Source organism: Afipia sp. MLSD5-FHT05B12, from assembly GCF_058793355.1.
Map to the genome: position 1 here is coordinate 1 of NZ_JBXAFS010000020.1, position 19,103 is coordinate 19,103.

At 62.8% G+C, this 19,103-nt stretch carries 20 protein-coding genes; 12 read left to right on the forward strand and 8 right to left on the reverse strand.

Going from position 1 to position 19,103, the window contains the following annotated elements; all coding sequences use genetic code 11:
• Positions 1 to 126: 126 nt before the first annotated feature.
• Entirely contained in the window at positions 127 to 987 is an 861-nt protein-coding gene (locus AC1Q6J_RS19555) for a methyltransferase domain-containing protein (protein ID WP_492280851.1), read from the reverse strand.
• Positions 988 to 1,107: 120 nt separating this feature from the next.
• Between AC1Q6J_RS19555 and AC1Q6J_RS19560 the strand changes: the two genes are divergently transcribed.
• The 4 genes from AC1Q6J_RS19560 to AC1Q6J_RS19575 are packed head-to-tail and all read left to right on the forward strand — an operon-like array spanning position 1,108 to position 3,580.
• Positions 1,108 to 1,908 (forward strand): ComF family protein, encoded by an 801-nt coding sequence (locus AC1Q6J_RS19560; RefSeq protein ID WP_492280852.1) that lies wholly within the window; start codon positions 1,108 to 1,110, stop codon positions 1,906 to 1,908.
• A 45-nt stretch (positions 1,909 to 1,953) separates the two neighbouring features.
• Positions 1,954 to 2,229 carry a glutaredoxin 3 gene (grxC, locus tag AC1Q6J_RS19565; protein ID WP_492280853.1) on the forward strand — a complete coding sequence of 92 codons (276 nt, stop codon included), beginning with the start codon at positions 1,954 to 1,956 and terminating at the stop codon, positions 2,227 to 2,229.
• On the forward strand, positions 2,226 to 3,116 hold the full coding sequence (locus AC1Q6J_RS19570) for a carbon-nitrogen hydrolase family protein (protein WP_492280854.1): 891 nt from the start codon (positions 2,226 to 2,228) through the stop codon (positions 3,114 to 3,116). Before grxC ends, AC1Q6J_RS19570 begins: the two co-directional genes overlap by 4 nt.
• The gene (locus tag AC1Q6J_RS19575; protein ID WP_492280855.1) at positions 3,113 to 3,580 is read left to right on the forward strand and encodes a DUF1178 family protein; all 468 of its coding nucleotides are present in this window, start codon (positions 3,113 to 3,115) and stop codon (positions 3,578 to 3,580) included. The genes AC1Q6J_RS19570 and AC1Q6J_RS19575 overlap by 4 nt, the downstream gene beginning before the upstream one ends.
• Here the strand turns inward: AC1Q6J_RS19575 and AC1Q6J_RS19580 are convergent.
• The 3 genes from AC1Q6J_RS19580 to AC1Q6J_RS19590 form a co-directional block, all read right to left on the reverse strand.
• Entirely contained in the window at positions 3,577 to 4,476 is a 900-nt protein-coding gene (locus AC1Q6J_RS19580; RefSeq protein ID WP_492280856.1) for an EamA family transporter, read from the reverse strand. The two genes, AC1Q6J_RS19575 and AC1Q6J_RS19580, sit on opposite strands and share 4 nt — an antisense overlap.
• A 100-nt stretch (positions 4,477 to 4,576) precedes the next feature.
• Entirely contained in the window at positions 4,577 to 5,326 is a 750-nt protein-coding gene (gene ubiG, locus AC1Q6J_RS19585) for a bifunctional 2-polyprenyl-6-hydroxyphenol methylase/3-demethylubiquinol 3-O-methyltransferase UbiG (protein ID WP_492280857.1), read from the reverse strand.
• 41 nt (positions 5,327 to 5,367) lie between these two features.
• On the reverse strand, positions 5,368 to 5,823 hold the full coding sequence (locus AC1Q6J_RS19590) for a PH domain-containing protein (RefSeq protein WP_492280917.1): 456 nt from the start codon (positions 5,821 to 5,823) through the stop codon (positions 5,368 to 5,370).
• 128 nt (positions 5,824 to 5,951) lie between these two features.
• On the opposite strand from AC1Q6J_RS19590, the gene AC1Q6J_RS19595 reads away from it, so the two are divergent.
• The 5 genes from AC1Q6J_RS19595 to AC1Q6J_RS19615 all read left to right on the forward strand — a co-directional run bounded on the left by AC1Q6J_RS19595 (position 5,952) and on the right by AC1Q6J_RS19615 (position 12,933).
• Positions 5,952 to 7,205, forward strand: a complete 1,254-nt coding sequence (locus AC1Q6J_RS19595; protein ID WP_492280858.1) for an aspartate kinase — start codon at positions 5,952 to 5,954, stop codon at positions 7,203 to 7,205.
• A 281-nt stretch (positions 7,206 to 7,486) separates the two neighbouring features.
• A complete protein-coding gene (ptsP, locus tag AC1Q6J_RS19600) occupies positions 7,487 to 9,754 on the forward strand; it encodes a phosphoenolpyruvate--protein phosphotransferase (protein WP_492280859.1) in 2,268 nt (755 codons plus the stop codon).
• Between the two features lie 57 nt (positions 9,755 to 9,811).
• Positions 9,812 to 10,897 (forward strand): peptide chain release factor 1, encoded by a 1,086-nt coding sequence (gene prfA / locus AC1Q6J_RS19605; RefSeq protein ID WP_492280860.1) that lies wholly within the window; start codon positions 9,812 to 9,814, stop codon positions 10,895 to 10,897.
• Positions 10,894 to 11,781, forward strand: a complete 888-nt coding sequence (prmC, locus tag AC1Q6J_RS19610; RefSeq protein ID WP_492280861.1) for a peptide chain release factor N(5)-glutamine methyltransferase — start codon at positions 10,894 to 10,896, stop codon at positions 11,779 to 11,781. The genes prfA and prmC overlap by 4 nt, the downstream gene beginning before the upstream one ends.
• A gap of 444 nt (positions 11,782 to 12,225) precedes the next feature.
• Positions 12,226 to 12,933, forward strand: a complete 708-nt coding sequence (locus tag AC1Q6J_RS19615) for a DUF4167 domain-containing protein (protein WP_492280918.1) — start codon at positions 12,226 to 12,228, stop codon at positions 12,931 to 12,933.
• Between the two features lie 110 nt (positions 12,934 to 13,043).
• On the opposite strand, the gene AC1Q6J_RS19620 is transcribed toward AC1Q6J_RS19615, so the two are convergent.
• On the reverse strand, positions 13,044 to 13,799 hold the full coding sequence (locus AC1Q6J_RS19620; RefSeq protein ID WP_492280862.1) for a methyltransferase domain-containing protein: 756 nt from the start codon (positions 13,797 to 13,799) through the stop codon (positions 13,044 to 13,046).
• A gap of 127 nt (positions 13,800 to 13,926) precedes the next feature.
• Here AC1Q6J_RS19620 and gloB point away from each other — a divergent pair, with 127 nt between their 5' ends.
• Together gloB and AC1Q6J_RS19630 are read left to right on the forward strand one after the other, a co-directional pair.
• Positions 13,927 to 14,694: a hydroxyacylglutathione hydrolase gene (gene gloB / locus AC1Q6J_RS19625; protein WP_492280863.1), complete on the forward strand. Its 768-nt coding sequence runs from the start codon at positions 13,927 to 13,929 to the stop codon at positions 14,692 to 14,694.
• Positions 14,694 to 15,131: a cupin domain-containing protein gene (locus AC1Q6J_RS19630; protein WP_492280919.1), complete on the forward strand. Its 438-nt coding sequence runs from the start codon at positions 14,694 to 14,696 to the stop codon at positions 15,129 to 15,131. Before gloB ends, AC1Q6J_RS19630 begins: the two co-directional genes overlap by 1 nt.
• Positions 15,132 to 15,184: 53 nt before the next feature.
• On the opposite strand, the gene yddG is transcribed toward AC1Q6J_RS19630, so the two are convergent.
• The 3 genes from yddG to AC1Q6J_RS19645 form a co-directional block, all read right to left on the reverse strand.
• Positions 15,185 to 16,060, reverse strand: a complete 876-nt coding sequence (gene yddG, locus AC1Q6J_RS19635; RefSeq protein ID WP_492280864.1) for an aromatic amino acid exporter YddG — start codon at positions 16,058 to 16,060, stop codon at positions 15,185 to 15,187.
• A 74-nt stretch (positions 16,061 to 16,134) separates the two neighbouring features.
• On the reverse strand, positions 16,135 to 16,860 hold the full coding sequence (phbB, locus tag AC1Q6J_RS19640; RefSeq protein WP_492280865.1) for an acetoacetyl-CoA reductase: 726 nt from the start codon (positions 16,858 to 16,860) through the stop codon (positions 16,135 to 16,137).
• Between the two features lie 160 nt (positions 16,861 to 17,020).
• Positions 17,021 to 18,196 carry an acetyl-CoA C-acetyltransferase gene (locus AC1Q6J_RS19645; RefSeq protein WP_492280866.1) on the reverse strand — a complete coding sequence of 392 codons (1,176 nt, stop codon included), beginning with the start codon at positions 18,194 to 18,196 and terminating at the stop codon, positions 17,021 to 17,023.
• Between the two features lie 288 nt (positions 18,197 to 18,484).
• Between AC1Q6J_RS19645 and phaR the strand changes: the two genes are divergently transcribed.
• Positions 18,485 to 19,084, forward strand: a complete 600-nt coding sequence (phaR, locus tag AC1Q6J_RS19650; protein ID WP_492280867.1) for a polyhydroxyalkanoate synthesis repressor PhaR — start codon at positions 18,485 to 18,487, stop codon at positions 19,082 to 19,084.
• Positions 19,085 to 19,103: the final 19 nt, after the last annotated feature.

Genomic DNA, 19,103 nt, shown 5'->3' on the forward strand with positions numbered 1-19,103 from the left:
CCACCCTCCCCACAAGGGGGAGGGATAAGAACCGCTTGCGCGGGGACGACATGGAGAAAAATCGCGAAGCCGGACCCGTAGGCGAAGCCAGACTCGCAGCGAGGACGACCCGCGCATTGTCACGCGCTAATCTTTCTGCTCACGCGCCTTGTTCACCGCATCCGCCAGCGACATTTTCGCCGAGCCGGGCTTCAGCGGCTTCTGCTGGCTTTCATGCGGCGCCCAGCCGGACAGCCAGACAACATCGAAGGTGGCGCGAATGCGTCCGTCCGGATCGGCAAACCGCTCGGCATAAATCCGCGCCATCTTCAGAAACGTGGCGCGGCGCGACGGCGCGCGGCGGCGCTCGTTCAGAATGTTGGTCGCGCCCATGCGCCGCAAATCCTGCATCAGCGCGAACGCGTTGTCGTAGCGCACGACGATGCGATCCACATCCGTCACAGGCAACGCGAAGCCGGCGCGCTGCAACAGCGCGCCCAGATCGCGCAGATCGGCGAACGGCGCCACACGCGGCGACACGCCACCTTCCACCTCGGATTCCGCGGCGGCAAACGACTGCCGCAGTTCGGTCAGGGTCTCGCCGCCAATCGTCGCCGCGAGAAACAGCCCGTCAGGCTTCAGCGCACGGCGGATCTGTGCCAGCACGCCCGGCAGGTCATTGACGAACTGCAATGCCAGCGCGGAGACCACGAGATCGCTGGAGGCCGGAGCAAGCGCCAGCGGCTCGGCGTCGGAGACCGGCAACGCCACCGCACGCAACTGCCTGACGTTGCCTCTCAACGCGTCGCGTACCTGATCTCCCGGCGTGCCGAGATCGATGCCGTCGGAGAATTCGCGCAGAACAGCCTGCTGCCGCTCTGCCATATCCTCCGCGACCCGATCGAGCAGGAATGGCGCGGACCCCTGCCGCATCGCGCGGAACTGCCGGGCGCGCAACAGGGCGCGATCGAACAGGCGGGGCGGCGTATGGTTCGGAGTCGACGTCATGGCCGGTAGGTACGCCTTCGCAGACTGGTCTGGCAATTCCCCATGAGTGGCGTGGATTTGACATTCGCGGCGCTTGTCACGATCCCGCGGCGGAACTAGCCTTTGTTCGCGGGGAAGATCATGTCGGGGCTCGATCAGGCATCGTCACATCGTTCGGGCCGGTTGCGCAGCCGGTTTCTCGGCACGCTCCGAGCCGCCCTCGCTTCGCTTCCACAGCTTGCCCTCGACATTGCCCTGCCGACGCTTTGCGTATCGTGCCGCGAGCCGGTCTCAGGCGAAGGCGTCTGCGCGGTTTGCTGGGCCAGGCTGTCGTTCATCGCGCCGCCGTTCTGCGCGCGGCTCGGAATCCCCTTTGTCTACGATCCGGGACCGGGCCTGTTGTCGATGCAGGCTATCGCCAATCCGCCGGCCTATCAGCGCGCCCGCGCCGCGGTCCGCTACGACGAGGTGGCGCGGACCATGGTCCACGCCCTGAAATATCAGGACCGCACCGATCTGGCGCCGGCCATGGGCCGCTGGATGGCGCGCGCCGGCCAGGAACTCCTGAGCGAAGCAGATGCGCTCGTCCCCGTGCCGCTGCATTGGCGGCGCGGATGGAGCCGCCGCTACAACCAGTCCGGCGCATTGGCGGCGGCGATCGGCAAATCCACTCATCTGCCGGTGATCGGCAATACCCTGCGCCGGGTGCGGCCGACACTGCAACAGGTCGGTCTTTCCAAAGCCGACCGCGCGCTCAACGTGCAAGGCGCGTTCAAGGTGCCCCCGGAGAACAAATCTGCCGTGCAGGGCCGCCGGATTGTGCTGATTGACGATGTTTTGACCTCCGGCGCGACAGCGGATGCCTGCGCGCGCGCGTTGTTGCGGGCCAGGGCTGCATCGGTGGATGTGCTGGTGTTCTCGCGGGTTGTGGACACGCTCTAGTGTCTCCATATAATTTGGGTTCTTCACGTTTCACAAAGGCAAGCCATGCCCGCAGTCGTCGAGATCTACACGCGCCCTGGATGCGGCTATTGCAGCGCTGCGAAGTCGCTGCTGAACCGCAAGAACGCGGCCTTCACCGAATTCGATGTCGCGGTCGATCCGAACTGGCGCTCGGAGATGGTCCAGCGCTCGAAGGGCGGCGCGACGTTCCCGCAAATCTTCATCGACGAGCAGCATGTCGGCGGCTGCGACGAGCTTTATGCGCTCGATCGTGAAGGCAGGCTCGATGGCCTGCTCACCGGCCAGAAGGTGTCTTCATGACAGCCAGCATTGAAAGCGGCGCTCCGTTCACCGCAGCCTTGGTGCAGATGCGCACCGCCATGCTGCCGGAGACGAGCCTCGCCCAGGGAATCGCGCTGATCCGCGAAGCCAGGGACAAGGGTGCGGACTATGTCCAGACGCCTGAGGTCACCAACATCATCCAGCAGAACCGCAAGGCGCTGTTCGAACTGCTCGCGAACGAAGAGGACGACCGTTCGCTCAAGGCCTATCGCGAACTGGCGCGCGAGCTGAAGATTTACCTGCATATCGGTTCGCTCGCGGTGCGCGCCAATCCCGAGCGCGCGGCAAACCGCTCCTTCCTGATCGCACCGGACGGCAACATCCTTGCCAGCTACGACAAGATTCACATGTTCGACATCGAACTCGACGGCGGCGAGAGCTACCGCGAGTCCGCCAACTATCAGCCGGGTGAAACCGCCGTGATCTCCGACCTGCCATGGGGCCGGATCGGACTGACGATCTGCTACGACGTGCGCTTTCCCGCGCTCTACCGTGCGCTCGCCGAAGCCGGCGCGTCGTTCATCACCGTGCCGTCCGCGTTCACGGTCAGGACCGGAGAGGCGCACTGGAGCACCCTGCTGCGTGCCCGCGCCATCGAGAACGGCTGCTTTATCTTCGCGGCTGCGCAGGCCGGCAAACACGAAAGCGGCCGCGAAACCTATGGCCATTCGCTGATCGTCGATCCATGGGGTGAAATCCTCGCCGAAGGCGGCACGGAGCCCGGCGTGGTGCTGGCGAAGATCGATCCGGCGAAAGTTCTCTCGGTTCGCAAGAGCATTCCATCGTTGCAGCATGGCCGCCGCTTCGGCCTCGCCGATCCGAAGGCCGGACCGGAGCATCTGCATCTCATACGGGGATCGGCATGATCCGCTATGCGCTGCGCTGTGAGCGCGGCCACGCATTCGACAGCTGGTTTCAGAGTTCCGCAGCTTACGACAGTCAGCACAAACGCGGACTCGTTGCCTGCCCCGTCTGTGAATCCACCAAGGTGGACAAGGCGATCATGGCGCCGCGCGTCGTGCGCAAGGGGAAATCCAGGTCCACGCCTGAACCCGTCGCAGCACCGGCCGAGGACGCCGCACCGACATCGCTGGTGATGGCGCCGCAGGAACGCGAGCTTGTGGCCAAACTGAGGGAGTTGCGCGACAACGTCCTCAAGAACGCGGACAATGTCGGCAACAAGTTTCCCGAGGAAGCCCGCAAGATGCACTACGGCGACATCGAGCACCGCGCGATCTACGGCGAGGCCACCACCGAGGAAGCCCGCGCGCTGATCGATGAAGGCGTCGAAGTGGCTCCTCTGCCCGTGCTGCCGGGCGACAGGAACTAGCCCGCCACCAGCATCGCGACGCCGATCAGGATCAGCGCGATGCCGGAGATTTCCCGCGCCGAGATCGGCTGCTTCATCGAGTAGCAGGCCGCGACCTGCGCGAACAGGACTTCGACCAGCGCCAGCGTCCGCACATTCGCGGCGGCGGTCAGCGCAAAGGCGAGAAACCAGAACAACGACGCGAACGAGCCCATGAAGCCCGCGAACATCGACGGTTTCCACAGCCGGAAAATCGCCGTCATGGTGCCCGGCGCGCGCACGATCAGCCAGCCTGACAGGACAACGGTCTGCATCAGCAATGTCGCCACCAGCGTCACACTCGCGGCGGTGACAAAGCTCACGCCGGTGACGTTCAGAATGGCGCCGCGATAGCCGACCGCCGATAATGCAAAGAACGACGCAGCCAGTAATCCGAGCGCGGTCGGCTTCAGGCTGCCGAAACCCTTCATGCCGCCGGGCCGCAGCGCGGTAATCACCACACCGATGGTGGCGATCAGAATGGCGGCGACCTTCAGCACCGTGAGATGATCCGCGAGGAACACAAAACCGAAGATCGCCGCCTGAATCGCCTCGGTCTTGAGATAGGCTGTAGTGACGACAAAAGACCGCTCGTTCATAGCCATCAGCATCAGGGCGGTGGCCAGAATCTGCGCCATGCCGCCGACCACGAGCCACGCCCAGAAGCCGGTCTCGGGCCATGACAGCCGGTCGCCACTGACGGCAAGAATCAACCCGAGAAAAACCAGCGAAAACGGAAATCCGAACAGAAATCGGATATGGGTCGCCCCTAACGTCCCGAGCTGGGCCGTCAGACCGCGCTGCATGGCATTGCGCACGACCTGCCCCGCCGCCGCGAGCAGGGTGAAAGGTATCCAGAGCCAAACGAACTGGGTCATGAAGGATTAAGGCCAGAGCGGCGGGAGCGCCGCATTCCACAGGCCATTGTCGGCGGCTCCTGGTCAACCGGCACGATCTCATGCCGGCGTTGCATCTATCCTAAATCGCCGCTTCCGCGATCACCATGTAGTTCACATCCATGTCTGACGACAGACTCCAGCGGTCGGCCAGCGGATTGTACACCACGCCCGCCTGATCGCTGATGGCGAGCTTGTTGCGCTCGAGATGATGCGTCAGTTCGGCGGGCGTGACGAACTTGTCCCACTGATGGGTACCGCGCGGCAGCCAGCGCAGAACATATTCCGCGCCGACAATGGCAAGCGCAAAGCTCTTCCAGGTCCGGTTGATGGTCGACGCCACCATCATGCTGGTCGGCTTGAGCAGCGCCGCGCAGCGGTCGAGAAACATCCCGACATTGGCAACGTGTTCGACGACCTCCATCGCCAGCACGATGTCGAACCGTTCACGCGGGTCCATTTCTTCGATGGTCGTGCAGCGATAGTCGATGCTGAGATGACCCCGTTCGGCATGAAGTCTGGCGACCGCGATGTTCGTATCCGACGGATCGACACCGATCACTTGCGCGCCAAGACGCGTCAGCGGCTCGCACAACAGGCCCGCCCCGCACCCGATGTCGAGGATGCGCAGGCCCGACAGACAGTTCAGACTCTTCGGATTGCGGTCGAACTTGCGGCATGCTGCGTCGCGAATATAGGCCAGCCGCAACGGGTTGATCTTGTGCAGCGGGGCCATCTTGCCCTTCGGATCCCACCACTGTTCGGACAGTTGCGAGAACCGCGCGACTTCGCCGGGATCGACCGTGGACGCAGATGGAGAATTCGTACTCATAACGAGCGTTTACCGGGTTATCGACAATGCCTGTCGAAAATTTAGCGTGCCGTGATGTGATTGCGGAATTCGATCGGCGCACCGATCATCTTTATCGTCTTCGTGCCCTCTCCGACACCGTTAACCCTGACATCTCCCCATCCAAAAATCCGGCCCGCGATACTCTGGCTGACATCGACACTTTCGATTTTATCCAAACTCATCTCAAAGGTCTGGCGCTTGATGAAGCCTTCCTTGTGGACCACCCGCAGCGACGTCACGTCGGTTTCCGTCGTCCAGCGCTGGAACCAGGCCCGAAACAGCAGGAAGCCGCCCAGAAGCGCCAGAAGGGCGCTCAACGCCAGCAGCGGAAAGATGACCCCGCCGCCCGAGCCGACCAGGCTGGCCGCGGAGGCCGCCAGGCAAACCAATCCCGGGAGATAGACGACCCCATGAATCGTGGTCGAATACAGAATCTTTTCGCCCGGCTGAAGGATATCGTCGATATAGCGGCCCATTCCCGTCCCGTGTTGCTTGCTCGCGACCTGATGGGTATGTATAGCCGCCTTTTCGGGGCCGTGCTGCCGTTTTGCGCGGAACTGGCTCCTTACTGACAACCAGCCTAACCGGGACCGCGCCATTTACCATGGGCCGCCTTGTGATGAAATTCGGCGGCACGTCCGTCGCCAACATCGACCGCATCCGCAACGTCGCGCAGCATGTGAAGCGCGAGGTTGATGCCGGTCATGACGTCGCCGTTGTCGTGTCCGCGATGTCCGGCAAGACCAATGAGCTTGTGGCCTGGGCCACCGAGGCCTCGCCGCTGCACGACGCGCGCGAATACGACGCCATCGTCGCCTCGGGCGAACAGGTGACGTCCGGTCTGCTCGCGATCGCGTTGCAAGCCCTCGGTATCCAGGCGCGCTCGTGGCAGGGCTGGCAGATTCCGATTCAGACCAGTGACGCGCATGCATCCGCCCGCATCACCGGCATCGACGGCAGCGAACTGATCAAGCGCTTCAAGGAGCGCAAGGAAGTCGCCGTGATCGCCGGCTTCCAGGGCATCCACGAACCGACCGGCCGCGTGACCACGCTTGGCCGCGGCGGTTCTGACACCTCGGCGGTTGCGATCGCTGCCGCGATCCATGCCGAGCGTTGCGATATCTATACCGACGTTGACGGCGTCTATACGACCGACCCGCGCGTCGTGCCGAAGGCACGGCGGCTCGAGAAGGTCGCGTTCGAGGAAATGCTGGAAATGGCGTCGCAAGGCGCCAAGGTGCTTCAGGTCCGCTCCGTGGAACTGGGCATGGTTCACAACGTGCCGGTTTTCGTGCGCTCGAGCTTCGACAAGCCGGAAGATATCGATCCCCACGGCACGCCGCCGGGAACGCTGATTTGCAGCGAGGAGGAAATCATGGAGAACCAAGTCGTCACCGGGATCGCGTTCTCAAAGGACGAAGCCCAGATCTCCGTGCGCCAGATCGACGACAAGCCCGGCGTCGCGGCAGCGATTTTCGGACCGCTGGCGGATGCCAGCATCAATGTCGACATGATCGTGCAGAACGTGTCCGAGGACGGCAAAACCACCGATCTCACCTTCACCGTGCCGGCCTCCGAGTACACCCGCGCCAAGGACACCATCGCCAAGGCGAAGGAGAAGATCGGCTACAAGGCGATGGACTCGGCCACCGACGTCGCCAAGGTTTCGGTGATCGGCATCGGCATGCGCAGCCACGCCGGGGTGGCCGCGCAGGCTTTCAAGGCGCTGTCGGAGCGCAACATCAACATCCGCGCCATCACCACATCCGAGATCAAGTTCTCGCTGCTGATCGACGCCGCCTATACCGAGCTGGCTGTCCGCACGCTCCATACGCTCTACGGTCTCGACCAGGCCTGAACTGCCCTGGCGCGGTGGACAGCTTCGGCCCGGCACCGAGGCATGCTGCTGGATCGGCTCTGATCTTTGGCAGGTGTTTTGCTTGGCAAAACGCGCCTCAATTCGATATAGCCTCAGGATAAGGCACTCGCGCTCGAACCCCTGGCTCCGGACCGTCAGGCACGTTCGGAAACCGGCAAAGGGGCCAGGGAGCGACCCGAAAAGTCGTTATTTTACTTTTGGTTAACGCTGTCGCAGCCAGTCGCGGGCCGCGCTGGAGTTGCAGGTAAGGATGTCAACGGATGCGGAGCGCGCTGGGAGGCCCCCGCGTCTTGTTGAGACGGCTCCGCGAAGTGATGGCCGAGCAGGTCAGCGCTCAGGAACGGCTCGACAAGATCGTGGTGCTGATCGCCGCCAACATGGTGGCGGAGGTCTGCTCGACCTACGTGCTGCGCGTCGACAACACCCTTGAGCTCTATGCCACCGAAGGTCTGAACCGGGACGCGGTCCACCAGACCGTGCTGAACGCGCACGAGGGCCTTGTCGGTCTCGTCGCCTCCGAGGCGACGCCGCTGAACCTGTCGAACGCGCAGTCGCATCCGGCATTCTCGTACCGTCCGGAAACCGGCGAAGAAATCTACCATTCGTTCCTTGGCGTGCCGATCCTGCGCTCGGGCAACACGCTCGGCGTGCTGGTGGTGCAGAACCGCGCGCACCGCACCTACGTCGAGGAAGAGGTCGAGGCGCTACAGACCACCGCCATGGTGGTCGCGGAGATGATCGCCTCGGGCGAGTTGTCGTCGATCGCGCGTCCCGGCGCCGAGCCAGCCGCACGTCATTCGCTGCACAAGACGGGCGCGATTCTATCGGACGGCATCGCGCTCGGTCATGTCGTGCTGCATGAGCCGCGCGTCGTCATCACCAACTACATCGCCGAAGATCTGCCGAAAGAACTCAAGCGGCTCGACACCGCGATCCTGAAGCTGCGCTCTGACCTCGACCGCATGCTGGAGCGCGGTGACGTCGCGGAGGGCGGGGAACACCGCGACGTGCTTGAAGCCTACCGCATGTTCGCCAACGATCAGGGCTGGCAGCACAAGCTGCATGAGGCCGTGGCCACCGGCCTCACCGCGGAAGCCGCCGTCGAGCGCGTGCAGTCGGATACGCGCGCCCGGATGCTGCGTTCGACCGATCCCTATCTGCGCGACCGTCTGCATGATCTGGAAGACCTCGGCCACCGCCTGATGCGGCAACTGGTCGGACAGGACCATGCGCCCTCGCGCGAGCAACTGCCGGACAACGCCATCCTGATCGCGCGTTCGATGGGCCCGGCGGCGTTGCTCGACTACGACCGCAAACGGCTGCGCGGCCTTGTGCTGGAAGAAGGCACTGCCAATTCGCATGTGTCGATCGTCGCACGCGCGCTCGGCATTCCTGCTGTCGGTGAAGTGGCGAACGCCGCGGGCATCGCCGATCCCGGCGACGCGATCATTGTCGACGGCACTTCGGGTTCGATCTACATCCGTCCGTCGCAGGAAATCCAATCCGCTTATGCCGAACGGGTTCGCTTCCGCGCGCGCCGGCAGGAACAGTACCGTGAGCTGCGGGACAAACCCTGCGTCACGAAGGATGGTCAGCCCGTCGATCTGATGATCAACGCCGGTCTCGTCATCGACCTGCCCCACATCGATGACACCGGCTCGTCCGGCATCGGATTGTTCCGCACCGAGTTGCAGTTCATGGTCGGCCAGAGCCTGCCGCGCACCAGCGAGCAGCTCGCGCTGTATCGCACCGTGCTGGATGCGGCCGGCGACAAGCCGGTGACCTTCCGCACCCTCGATATCGGCGGCGACAAGGCGCTGCCGTACATGGATACGATTGTAGAAGAGAACCCGGCGCTGGGCTGGCGCGCGATCCGGCTTGGATTGGACCGGCCGGGTCTGTTGCGCGGTCAGATTCGCGCGCTGCTGCGCGCGGCATCCGGTCGTTATCTGCGCGTGATGTTCCCGATGATCTCGCAGGTCGATGAATTCGATCAGGCCAAGCTCGTGATCGAGCGCGAACTGACCTATCTGCGCCAGCACGGGCACACACTGCCCGAGCGCGTCGATGTCGGAACGATGGTCGAGGTCCCGGCGCTGCTCTATCAAATGGACGAACTGCTCAAGCGGGTCGACTTCATTTCAGTCGGATCGAACGACCTGTTCCAGTTTCTGTTCGCGGTCGATCGCGGCAACTCGCGGGTCACCGACCGCTTCGATACGCTGTCGGCGCCGATCCTGCGCGCCTTGCGCGACATCGCGAAGAAGGCTAACGCGGCGGGCAAATCCGTTTCGCTGTGCGGCGAGATGGCTTCGCAACCGCTCGGCGCACTGGCGCTGATCGCACTCGGCTATCGCTCGCTGTCGCTGTCGGCGACGGCGCATGGTCCGGTAAAAGCCCTGATTCTCGATCTCGACGCCAAGAAAGCGGAAGCCATGATGACGCCGCTGCTGGACGCGCCGGCCGGAAGCGTATCGATCCGCGGCAAGCTGATGGAATTCGCCGAAGCCGAAGGGCTTTCGTTGTAGCGACGCTTCTGGACATTCCGAAGCTCGCCTCTGAACCATCCTGATCGATCGAGACCCATGACCACACTGCCCGAAATCAAGCTCGATGCCTTGCTGGCGCGTCATGCTTCGCTTGAAGCCGAACTGCTCGGCCAGGTGAATTCGGAAACCTACGTTCGCATCACCCGCGAACTGAGCGAACTGACGCCGGTGGCCGACGCCGTGAAGGCGTATCGTTCCGCAGTCGACGAAATCGCCGGCATCGATGCCCTGATCGCCGACCCGGCCACCGAGGCCGACATGCGGGCGATGGCGGAAGGCGAACGGCCGCAGCTTGAGGCTCGGCGCGACGAACTCGCGCAGGATATTCGCATTGCCCTGCTGCCCAAGGACGCAATGGACGAGCGCAACGTGGTGCTCGAAATCCGCGCCGGCACCGGCGGCGACGAAGCCTCGCTGTTCGCCGGCGATCTGTTCCGCATGTACGAGCGCTTCGCCTCGTTGCAGGGCTGGAAGGTGGATCTGATTTCGGCCTCCGAAGGCACCATGGGCGGGTACAAGGAAATTGTCGCCGAGGTGCAGGGCCGCGGCGCATTCGCCAAACTGAAATTCGAATCCGGCGTGCATCGCGTGCAGCGCGTGCCCGACACCGAAACCCAGGGCCGCATCCACACGTCCGCTGCGACGGTAGCCGTGCTTCCCGAGGCTGAGGATGTCGATGTCGCCATCAAGAACGACGATCTGCGAATCGAGACCATGCGCGCACAAGGCGCCGGCGGACAGCACGTTAACAAGACCGAATCCGCGATCCGCATCACCCACATTCCGACCGGCATCGTCGTCAACATGCAGGACAGCCGCTCGCAGCATAAGAACCGCGCCAGCGCGATGAACATTCTGCGCTCGCGCATCTACGACGCCGAACGGCAGCGCATCGACGCCGAGCGCTCCGCCGAGCGGAAGGGCCAGGTCGGCTCCGGCGACCGCTCCGAGCGCATCCGGACCTACAACTTTCCGCAAGGCCGCGTCACCGACCATCGCATCAACCTCACGCTCTACAAATTGCCACAGGTGATCGCGGGCGATGCTCTCGGCGAACTGGTCGATGCACTGACCACCGAGCATCAGGCAAAGCTGCTTGCGGAACAGGGCAACGCGCTGTGAGCGCAAACGATCCATTCGCTGGCTTGACGATTGAAGCGTGCCGACGCGCGCTGGCAGCTCAGTTCAAGGCTGGCAGTATCGAGACGCCCGAACTCGATGCGCGGCTGCTGATCGGGGCGGCGCTCGGCCTCGACCATACCGGCCTCGCTACGCAGGCGGCGCGCCTGATCACGAGCGATGAATCAAAGGCGATCGCAAGCTTGGCGCAGCGCCGGATGGCGCATGAACCGGTGGCGCGCATTCTCGGCCACAAGGAATTCTGGGGCCTTGATTTCCAGCTTTCCACGGCCACGCTGGTCCCGCGCCCCGACACCGAAACCGTTGTCGAGACCGCGCTTGAAATCCTCCGGAGCAACTCCGGGACCAGGGCACTCCGCATCGCAGACATCGGCACCGGCTCCGGCGCCATCCTGCTGGCGCTGTTGTCCGAATTTCCCGAAGCGACAGGCATCGGCACCGACATCAGCGCGGCAGCTCTGACAACCGCGGAGTTGAATGCACGGCGGCTCGGTCTAGCCACCCGGGCTTCGTTCGTTCAATGTGAATATGCGGCTGCGCTGTCCGGCCCATTCGATCTGATCGTCTCGAACCCGCCCTACATCCGCTCCTCGGACATCGCCGCGCTTGACCGCGACGTCCGCGATCACGACCCGCATCTGGCGCTGGACGGCGGCGCGGATGGCCTGGATGCCTATCGTGCAATCATACCTCAGGCGACCGCCCTGCTCGGCCCTGACGGGGTTTTGATTGTCGAGACCGGGTACGATCAAAGCACACCGGTGAGCGATCTGATGCGCGCCGCGGAACTAACTCTCCCGCGTCCGCCCGCAACCGATCTGGGCGGCATTCACCGCGCTGTCATGGGGCGAAAAGCGGTATTTTAAAGGGTGTCCGGGCCAGAAAAAACCTCTTGGAATATTGCCCCGGAGCGACTACGTTCCGGCCACAGCATCGGTTCAGGGTCGTGGCCCCCGTTCATACGGGCCGAGCCAGACGTCTCGAAAGGGACGCCCGCCGAGTGAAAGGTTCCTACAAAGGCAGGTCATGACGAGCGCGAAGGCTGAAAGAGCTGCGCTGCTTGAGACCTCGAAGCGAACGAAAGCCTGGTATTGCGCTTGAACAATCAACCGCTGAACGACACGCCTGAAGGCTCAGGCTGATCCGGCCCAGACGGCTCATTGCCTTCGGGCATTTGGAGAACGCGTCCTTGTTGAACGCGAAATACGGCAACTACGGTCTGACTATTCACGGTATCGCCGCCTGCGCGAATGCATTGCGCCGTGTCCGCACATCAATCATCACGATCCAGAATCGGTAAAAGGCACCACATGAGAAACGGCCCGAACAACAACAAGCGCATGCGCAGCCGGAACAATAATAACAACAACAATAACAACAACCGGCGCGGCCAGAACCCGATGACCCGGGTTTTCGAGTCCAACGGACCGGACATCAAAATTCGGGGCACCGCCTCTCATGTTGCGGAAAAGTACGTCCAGCTCGCGCGCGATGCGCGCTCGTCCGGTGATCCGGTCGCCGCTGAAAACTACTACCAGCACGCCGAACACTATTTCCGTCTGATCGCCGCGGCGCAGGAACAATTCCGCCAGAACCAGCCGCCGCAGCAGCAGCAGCCTATGCCGCGCCAGGACGGTGATGCTCTCGACGACAATGGCGATGACAGCTACTCCAACTTCGGCGCGGAACCTGGCTTTGTGCCGGCGCAACAGCAGCCGCAATTCCAGCCGCGCGAGTCCCAGCCGTATCCGCGCGAGCAGCATCAGCCGCGGGAGCAGAACTTCCGCGATCGCGATCAGCGTTCGCAGCCCTCTTCGGCACAGCCCGCGGAAGGCGATCAGGTTGATCGGCTTCCATCCTTCATCACCGGGGGCGCACAACCGCAACCGAATGGCAACAGTGCGGAAAGCAGCGGTAATCCGAGTGGCGAGCGCTTCGGTCATCGCCGCCGGCGCCGGCCGCCTGGGCCGCGTCCCGAAGGCGCCGCTCAGCCGCCGGTCGAATCGGCTGGCGAGTAACCCACGCGCCATCTGGCGCCATGCCCGTCAGGGCGTGGCTGTAACCATACATAACCCGTGTAACCATACATTGCCCGCCCGAGCGCTCCTCAGGCGGGCCGTTTTTTTGTTTAGCCGGCCGCGGGCCAATCGTCGCGCCGTGTCGGCGTCGGCAAGAGAACCGGCGGCATCGACGGAATCAGACGCGTGCGCTCGCGATGCGCCGGGATCGCGCGATAGACCTGCTTCGACGCTTCCACAATGTGAACGCCGGCGAACGGCGACGACACCGCAGCGCTCATCCGCTCCCATGCCATCGCCGAACGCAGAACCCATCCTCCCTGGAATGGCGGCACGAACAGCGCTTCACCCCAAGCCACCGGCGTGAACCATGTCTGCCTCAGCAACTGCGTGATCTGCGAGCGCGAATACGGACGGCCGTACCCGAACGGCGTATTGTCGGTCCGCGTCCACACACCGCGGCGGTTGGGGATGATCGCCATCATCCGTCCAGACGGCGCCAGCACGCGCCAGACTTCGCGCAGCAAGCCTTCCGGATCGTCGGATATTTCCAGCGCGTGAACCAGCAGGATGCGGTCGACAGCGGCATCCGCCAATGGCAGCGCGAATTCATCAACCAGTGCCGACAATGTCGGCCGTGCCGTGGGCCATTTGAGGACGCCCTGGGCGGCGGGCATCAGCGCGATGCACCGTTCCGCATCCTCACGAAACAGGCCGAGATACGGCGTCGGGTAACCGAGCCCGGCCACGCGCAAGCCATCCGCTCGCGGCCAGTGCCGCTGAATGCCGCGGCTGATCAAACGCCGCGCCACCGCACCGAGGCGCTGCGAATAGAAATTACGCAGATCGATCACGTCGATTGTCATGGTCCCAGTCTATCACGAGGAACAGCACCATGCAGCGGCCGCGAGGCGATCCACGGAACGGCGTTAACGTATTTCACCGCCGATATGGCCGTGTTAGCGTGGCCTATCCGCGACAAATGGAGCTGTCATGACTGCCGAGATTCGCCTGTTTCCCTGCCTGTCCGACAATTTCGGCTATCTCATTCACGATCCAGTCACCAAGGCCACCGCCTCGATCGACGCGCCGGAGGCAGGCCCCATCATCAAGGCGTTGCAACGCGAAGGCTGGACGCTGACCGACATCCTTGTCACCCATCATCACACGGACCATGTCGGCGGCATCGCCGATCTCAAGAAAAAGTATGATTGCCGCGTGGTGGCGCCATACGACAAGACCGCGGCGATTCCTCTTGTCGATGAACGCGTCAAGGAAGGCGCGACCGTCAAGGTGGGCAACCTCACCGCGCGCGTACTCGAAACTCCGGGTCACACGCTCGATCACGTCAGCTACGTGTTCGACGAGGTCCGCGCGTTGTTCTGCGCCGACACGCTGTTCTCGATCGGCTGCGGCCGCGTCTTCGAGGGCACCTATCCGATGATGTGGGACTCATTGCTGAAACTGCGCGCGCTGCCGAATGACATGAGAGTCTATTGCGGCCATGAATACACCGCCTCCAACGTCAAATTCGCGCTCGGCGTCGACCCGAACAATCCGGCGCTGAAGGCCCGCGCCGAAGAAGTGGCCAAACTGCGCGCCGCGAACCAGCCGACGGTTCCGACCCTGATCCGCGACGAGAAGGAAGCCAATACGTTCCTGCGCGCCGACGTTCCGGCTGTTGCAGCCGCTGTCGGTCTCGCAGGCAAGAGCCCGGCGGACGTTTTCGGCGAACTGCGCGAACGCAAGAACAAGGCATGATGCGCGAACGTCCCGTATTGACCGCTGATGACATCATCGCGCACCTCGGCCTGAAGCCGCATCCCGAAGGCGGTTACTATCGCGAGACGTTTCGCGATTCCCGCGCGGTCGGCGGCGGCCGGGCCGCGTCCACCGCGATCTACTTCCTGCTGACGCGAGGCCAGACATCGCATTGGCATCGCGTCGATGCCGTGGAGATCTGGCACTACCATGCCGGCGATCCGCTGACGCTGCGGATCGCTGATGACTGCGGCGAACGTGCAATCCGGCTTGGGCCCGATCTGAATGCCGGCGAACAGCCGCAGGCGGTTGTGCCGGCTCATGCCTGGCAGGCGGCCGAGAGCACCGGTGACTGGACGCTGGTCGGCTGCACGGTCGCGCCCGGATTCGATTTTGCGGCGTTCGAACTGGCGCCACCGGGATGGTCGCCGGCCTAGGCATTAATGATAGGGCATGATCTGGTCCGAAAACCGGCTTCCACTTTCCGGGATCATGCCCCTCGTTTGACGATCATGTCCTTCGCCGCGATCAAGCCACCGCCCGCGATCAATGCGGCCGCGATGGCGAGTGTTGCCGTTGGCTTCGCAAAACCGGCAACGATCAGGAACGCAGTCGACAGCAGCGGCGTGGCGTAGGACGCAGCCCCCAATACGCGAATATCGCCGCGCTTCATGCCGATGTCCCACACAAAGAATGCGATACCGACTGGCCCGATCCCGAGCGCCAGGATGGCAAGCCACTGCACCGTCGTCTCCGGCCAGACCGTCGTCTCAAGAGCGAAATGACATACCGCCGCCAGCAGCGCGGTGGCGAGGCAAAATCCGGCAACCGCGTCCGTCGGCACCGCCGCCAGTTTGCGCGACATCACTGAATAGCCGGCCCAGACAAACGCTGCGATAAACGCTGCGATAAAACCGGGAATGTGGGCCGGATCGGGTGACGATCCGGTGTTGCCCGTGAACAGCAGAATCGTCCCGGCGAAGCCCAGAAGCGCGCCGACGATGTGATGCGGCGCCAGCCGCTCGCCCGGCAACAGCGACGAGAGCAGCACGATCAGCAGCGGCCAGAGATAATTCAGCAGCCCCGCTTCAGCCGGTGGCGCGAGGCGCAGCGCCAGAAAGTACAGCGCGTGATAGCCGAACAACCCGCCAATGCCGACCAGCCACACCAGCAGCGGTTGCCGCAAAGCGCGAATGGCTGATGGCCGCCACAACCAGGTCAAAGGACCGACGCAGGCGCCGATGGCGAATGTCATCCCCAGCAATTGGAACGGCGGAACACGGCCCGTCGCCACGGTGAGCGCGGCGAGCAGCGACCACATCACAATGGCAGCGAGGCCGACAAGAGTGGCGGTTGAAGACGTCATCGCGGATCAATGCCATTCAATCCGCGATAACGCCATATCCGAAAAGCCAATCCCGCTATTCCGGGATCGTTCTCTTATTGCAGGTATTGTCCGCCGTTGATGGTCATCGTTGACCCTGTGACGAAACCCGAGTCGTCGGAGGCGAGAAATACCACCGCACGCGCGATTTCTTCCGGTTCGCCGAGGCGGTTGACGGGAATTTGCGGAATCACGTTCTTCTCAAGAACATCCTTCGGCACCGCCTGCACCATCTCGGTATTGATGTAGCCGGGACAGATCGCGTTGACCGTGACTCCGCCACGCGCATTCTCGAGCGCCAGCGCCTTGGTGAACCCGATATCGCCGGCCTTCGCCGCGGAATAATTGACCTGACCGAACTGGCCCTTCTGACCGTTAATCGACGAGATGTTAATGATGCGTCCGAACTTACGGCCACGCATGCCCTCGATCACCTGCCGCGTCATGTTGAACAATGAACCGAGATTGGTGTTCATCACTGCATTCCACTGATCGAGCGTCATCTTGTGAAACGGCACGTCGCGCGTGATCCCGGCATTGTTGACGAGTACGTCGATCGGCCCGATATCGGTCTCAACTTTCTTCACACCGTCCGCGCACGCATCGAACGCACCGACATCCCATTTGTAAACGGGGATTCCCGTCTCGGCCTTGAATTTCGCCGCGGCGTCATCGTTGCCGGCATAACTCGCCGCAACCTTGTAACCCGCAGCTTTCAACGCCTTGCTGATCGCAGCGCCAATGCCGCGCGTTCCGCCTGTTACCAATGCCACGCGTGCCATATCAGATATCCCCTCCGCAATTCACTGAAGTGTTTTTGGAAGACAAGTATTCAGATCAATTACGATAACAGCAAGAAAAAATGCCCGGCAAATCGCCGGGCATTTTGATCTTGTATTGTGCAGTGCGTTCAGAGAATTTTCTAGTGATCCGGTTCTGACACTAGCGTTCAACGCACAGTGCAATGCCCATGCCGCCGCCGATGCAAAGCGTTGCAAGGCCCTTCTTGACATCGCGCTTCTGCATTTCATGCAGCAGCGTCACAAGCACGCGCGCACCCGAAGCACCGATCGGATGACCGATCGCAATCGCGCCGCCGTTGACATTGACCTTGGCGGGATCCCAGCCGATTTCCTTGTTCACGGCGGAGGCCTGCGCGGCGAACGCCTCATTGGCCTCGATCAGATCAAGATCGCTGGCCTTCCAGCCCGCCTTCTTCAGCGCGGCGCGCGAGGCCGGGATCGGCCCGGTGCCCATGATCGACGGATCGACGCCCGCCTGCGCCCACGAAACAATGCGCGCAAGGGGGGTCTTGCCTTCCTTGGCAGCCTGCTTCGCGGTCATCAGCACCAGCGCCGCGGCGCCGTCATTGATGCCTGACGCGTTACCGGCGGTCACCGTGCCTTCCTTTTCGAAGGCCGGCTTGAGCTTGGCCATCGAATCCATCGACGCGCCATGACGCGGACCTTCATCCGCGTCCACGACAATGTCGCCCTTGCGGGTCTTGACCGTGAACGGGACGATTTCATCCTTGAACCTGCCGGCCTTCTGAGCGGCCTCGGCCTTGTTCTGTGAACCGACGGCGAACTCATCCTGTTGCTGCCGGGTAATCTGAAACTGCCGCGCGACGTTCTCGGCGGTGTTGCCCATGTGGTAGCCGTTGAAGGCGTCCCACAGGCCGTCCTTGATCATGGTGTCGACGAAATCGAGAGCGCCCATCTTCACGCCACCGCGCAAATGCTGTGCATGCGGCGACATGCTCATGGATTCCTGGCCACCGGCGACCACGATCTCGGAATCGCCGTTGACCAGCGCCTGATAACCCAGCGCCACCGTGCGCAATCCCGAACCGCACAGCATGTTGACGCCCCAGGACGGGCTTTCCACGGGAATACCGGCCTTCATCGCGGCCTGCCGGGCGGGGTTCTGCCCCTGAGCGGCGGTCAGTATCTGGCCCATGATGACTTCAGAAACGCGCGCTGGCTCAATACCGGCCCGCTCGAGGGCAGCCTTGATGGCGACCGCGCCGAGCTCGTGGGCCGGGGTATTGGCGAACGCGCCGTTGAACGTGCCGACCGGGGTGCGGGCAGCGCTGACGATGACGACATCGTCGGACATGGGCATCTCCTGCTTTTTTGAAGTCGAAAGACGAGGGCGCGAGGAAAGCCGCCGCTTGGGCCGCCTCTCACGCTATCCTGTTAACCTAGCCTTTTCGTGTCAACCAGCCAAAGACATTCTGGCGGTTTACTGGGCGGTTCCGCCGTCCCGCCGTGCCCTGACATTAACCGTCCTGCACAAAACGGTAGCCGTACCCGCCTGAAAGTGCTTAGTTTATTGCGATGCATTGTTTGCACTGCCCTCGGCGCCGTTCGCCGGTTCCTCTTTATGCTAGGTATGTGTGAGTCCATGGCAAAATCCGATCAGCCAATTACCATCAAGAAGTACGCCAATCGGCGCCTCTACAACACCGGCACCAGCACCTATGTGACGCTTGAAGACCTCGCGACCATGGTGAAGGAGGGCGAGGACTTCCTCGTCTACGATGCAAAGACCGGTGACGACATCACCCGTTCAGTGCTGGCCCAGATTATCTTCGAGCAGGAAAACAAGGCTGGTCAGAACCTGCTGCCGACCACGTTCCTGCGCCAGTTGATCCGCTTCTACGGCGACAGCATGCAGATGGTGGTGCCGAAGTATCTCGAACAATCCATCGACACGCTGACGCGCGAACAGGAAAAATTCCGCAAGCAGATGACGAACACGTTCAGCAACACGCCGTTCGCGCCGCTTGAGGAACACGTCCGCCGCAACATGGAAATGTTCGAGCGCACGTTCGCGATGTTCAAGCCGTTCGGCGCGCCGGCGCGGAATCAAACCCCGTCCGCCGAATCCCCCCCGACCGCGAACGAGGCTCCGGAGGCCGACATCGACGATCTCAAACGTCAGATGAAAGAGATGCAGGATCGTCTCGAGCGGATGTCGAAAGAATCAGAGAACAAGGGCTGATCGAATCAGCCCTGTAGCT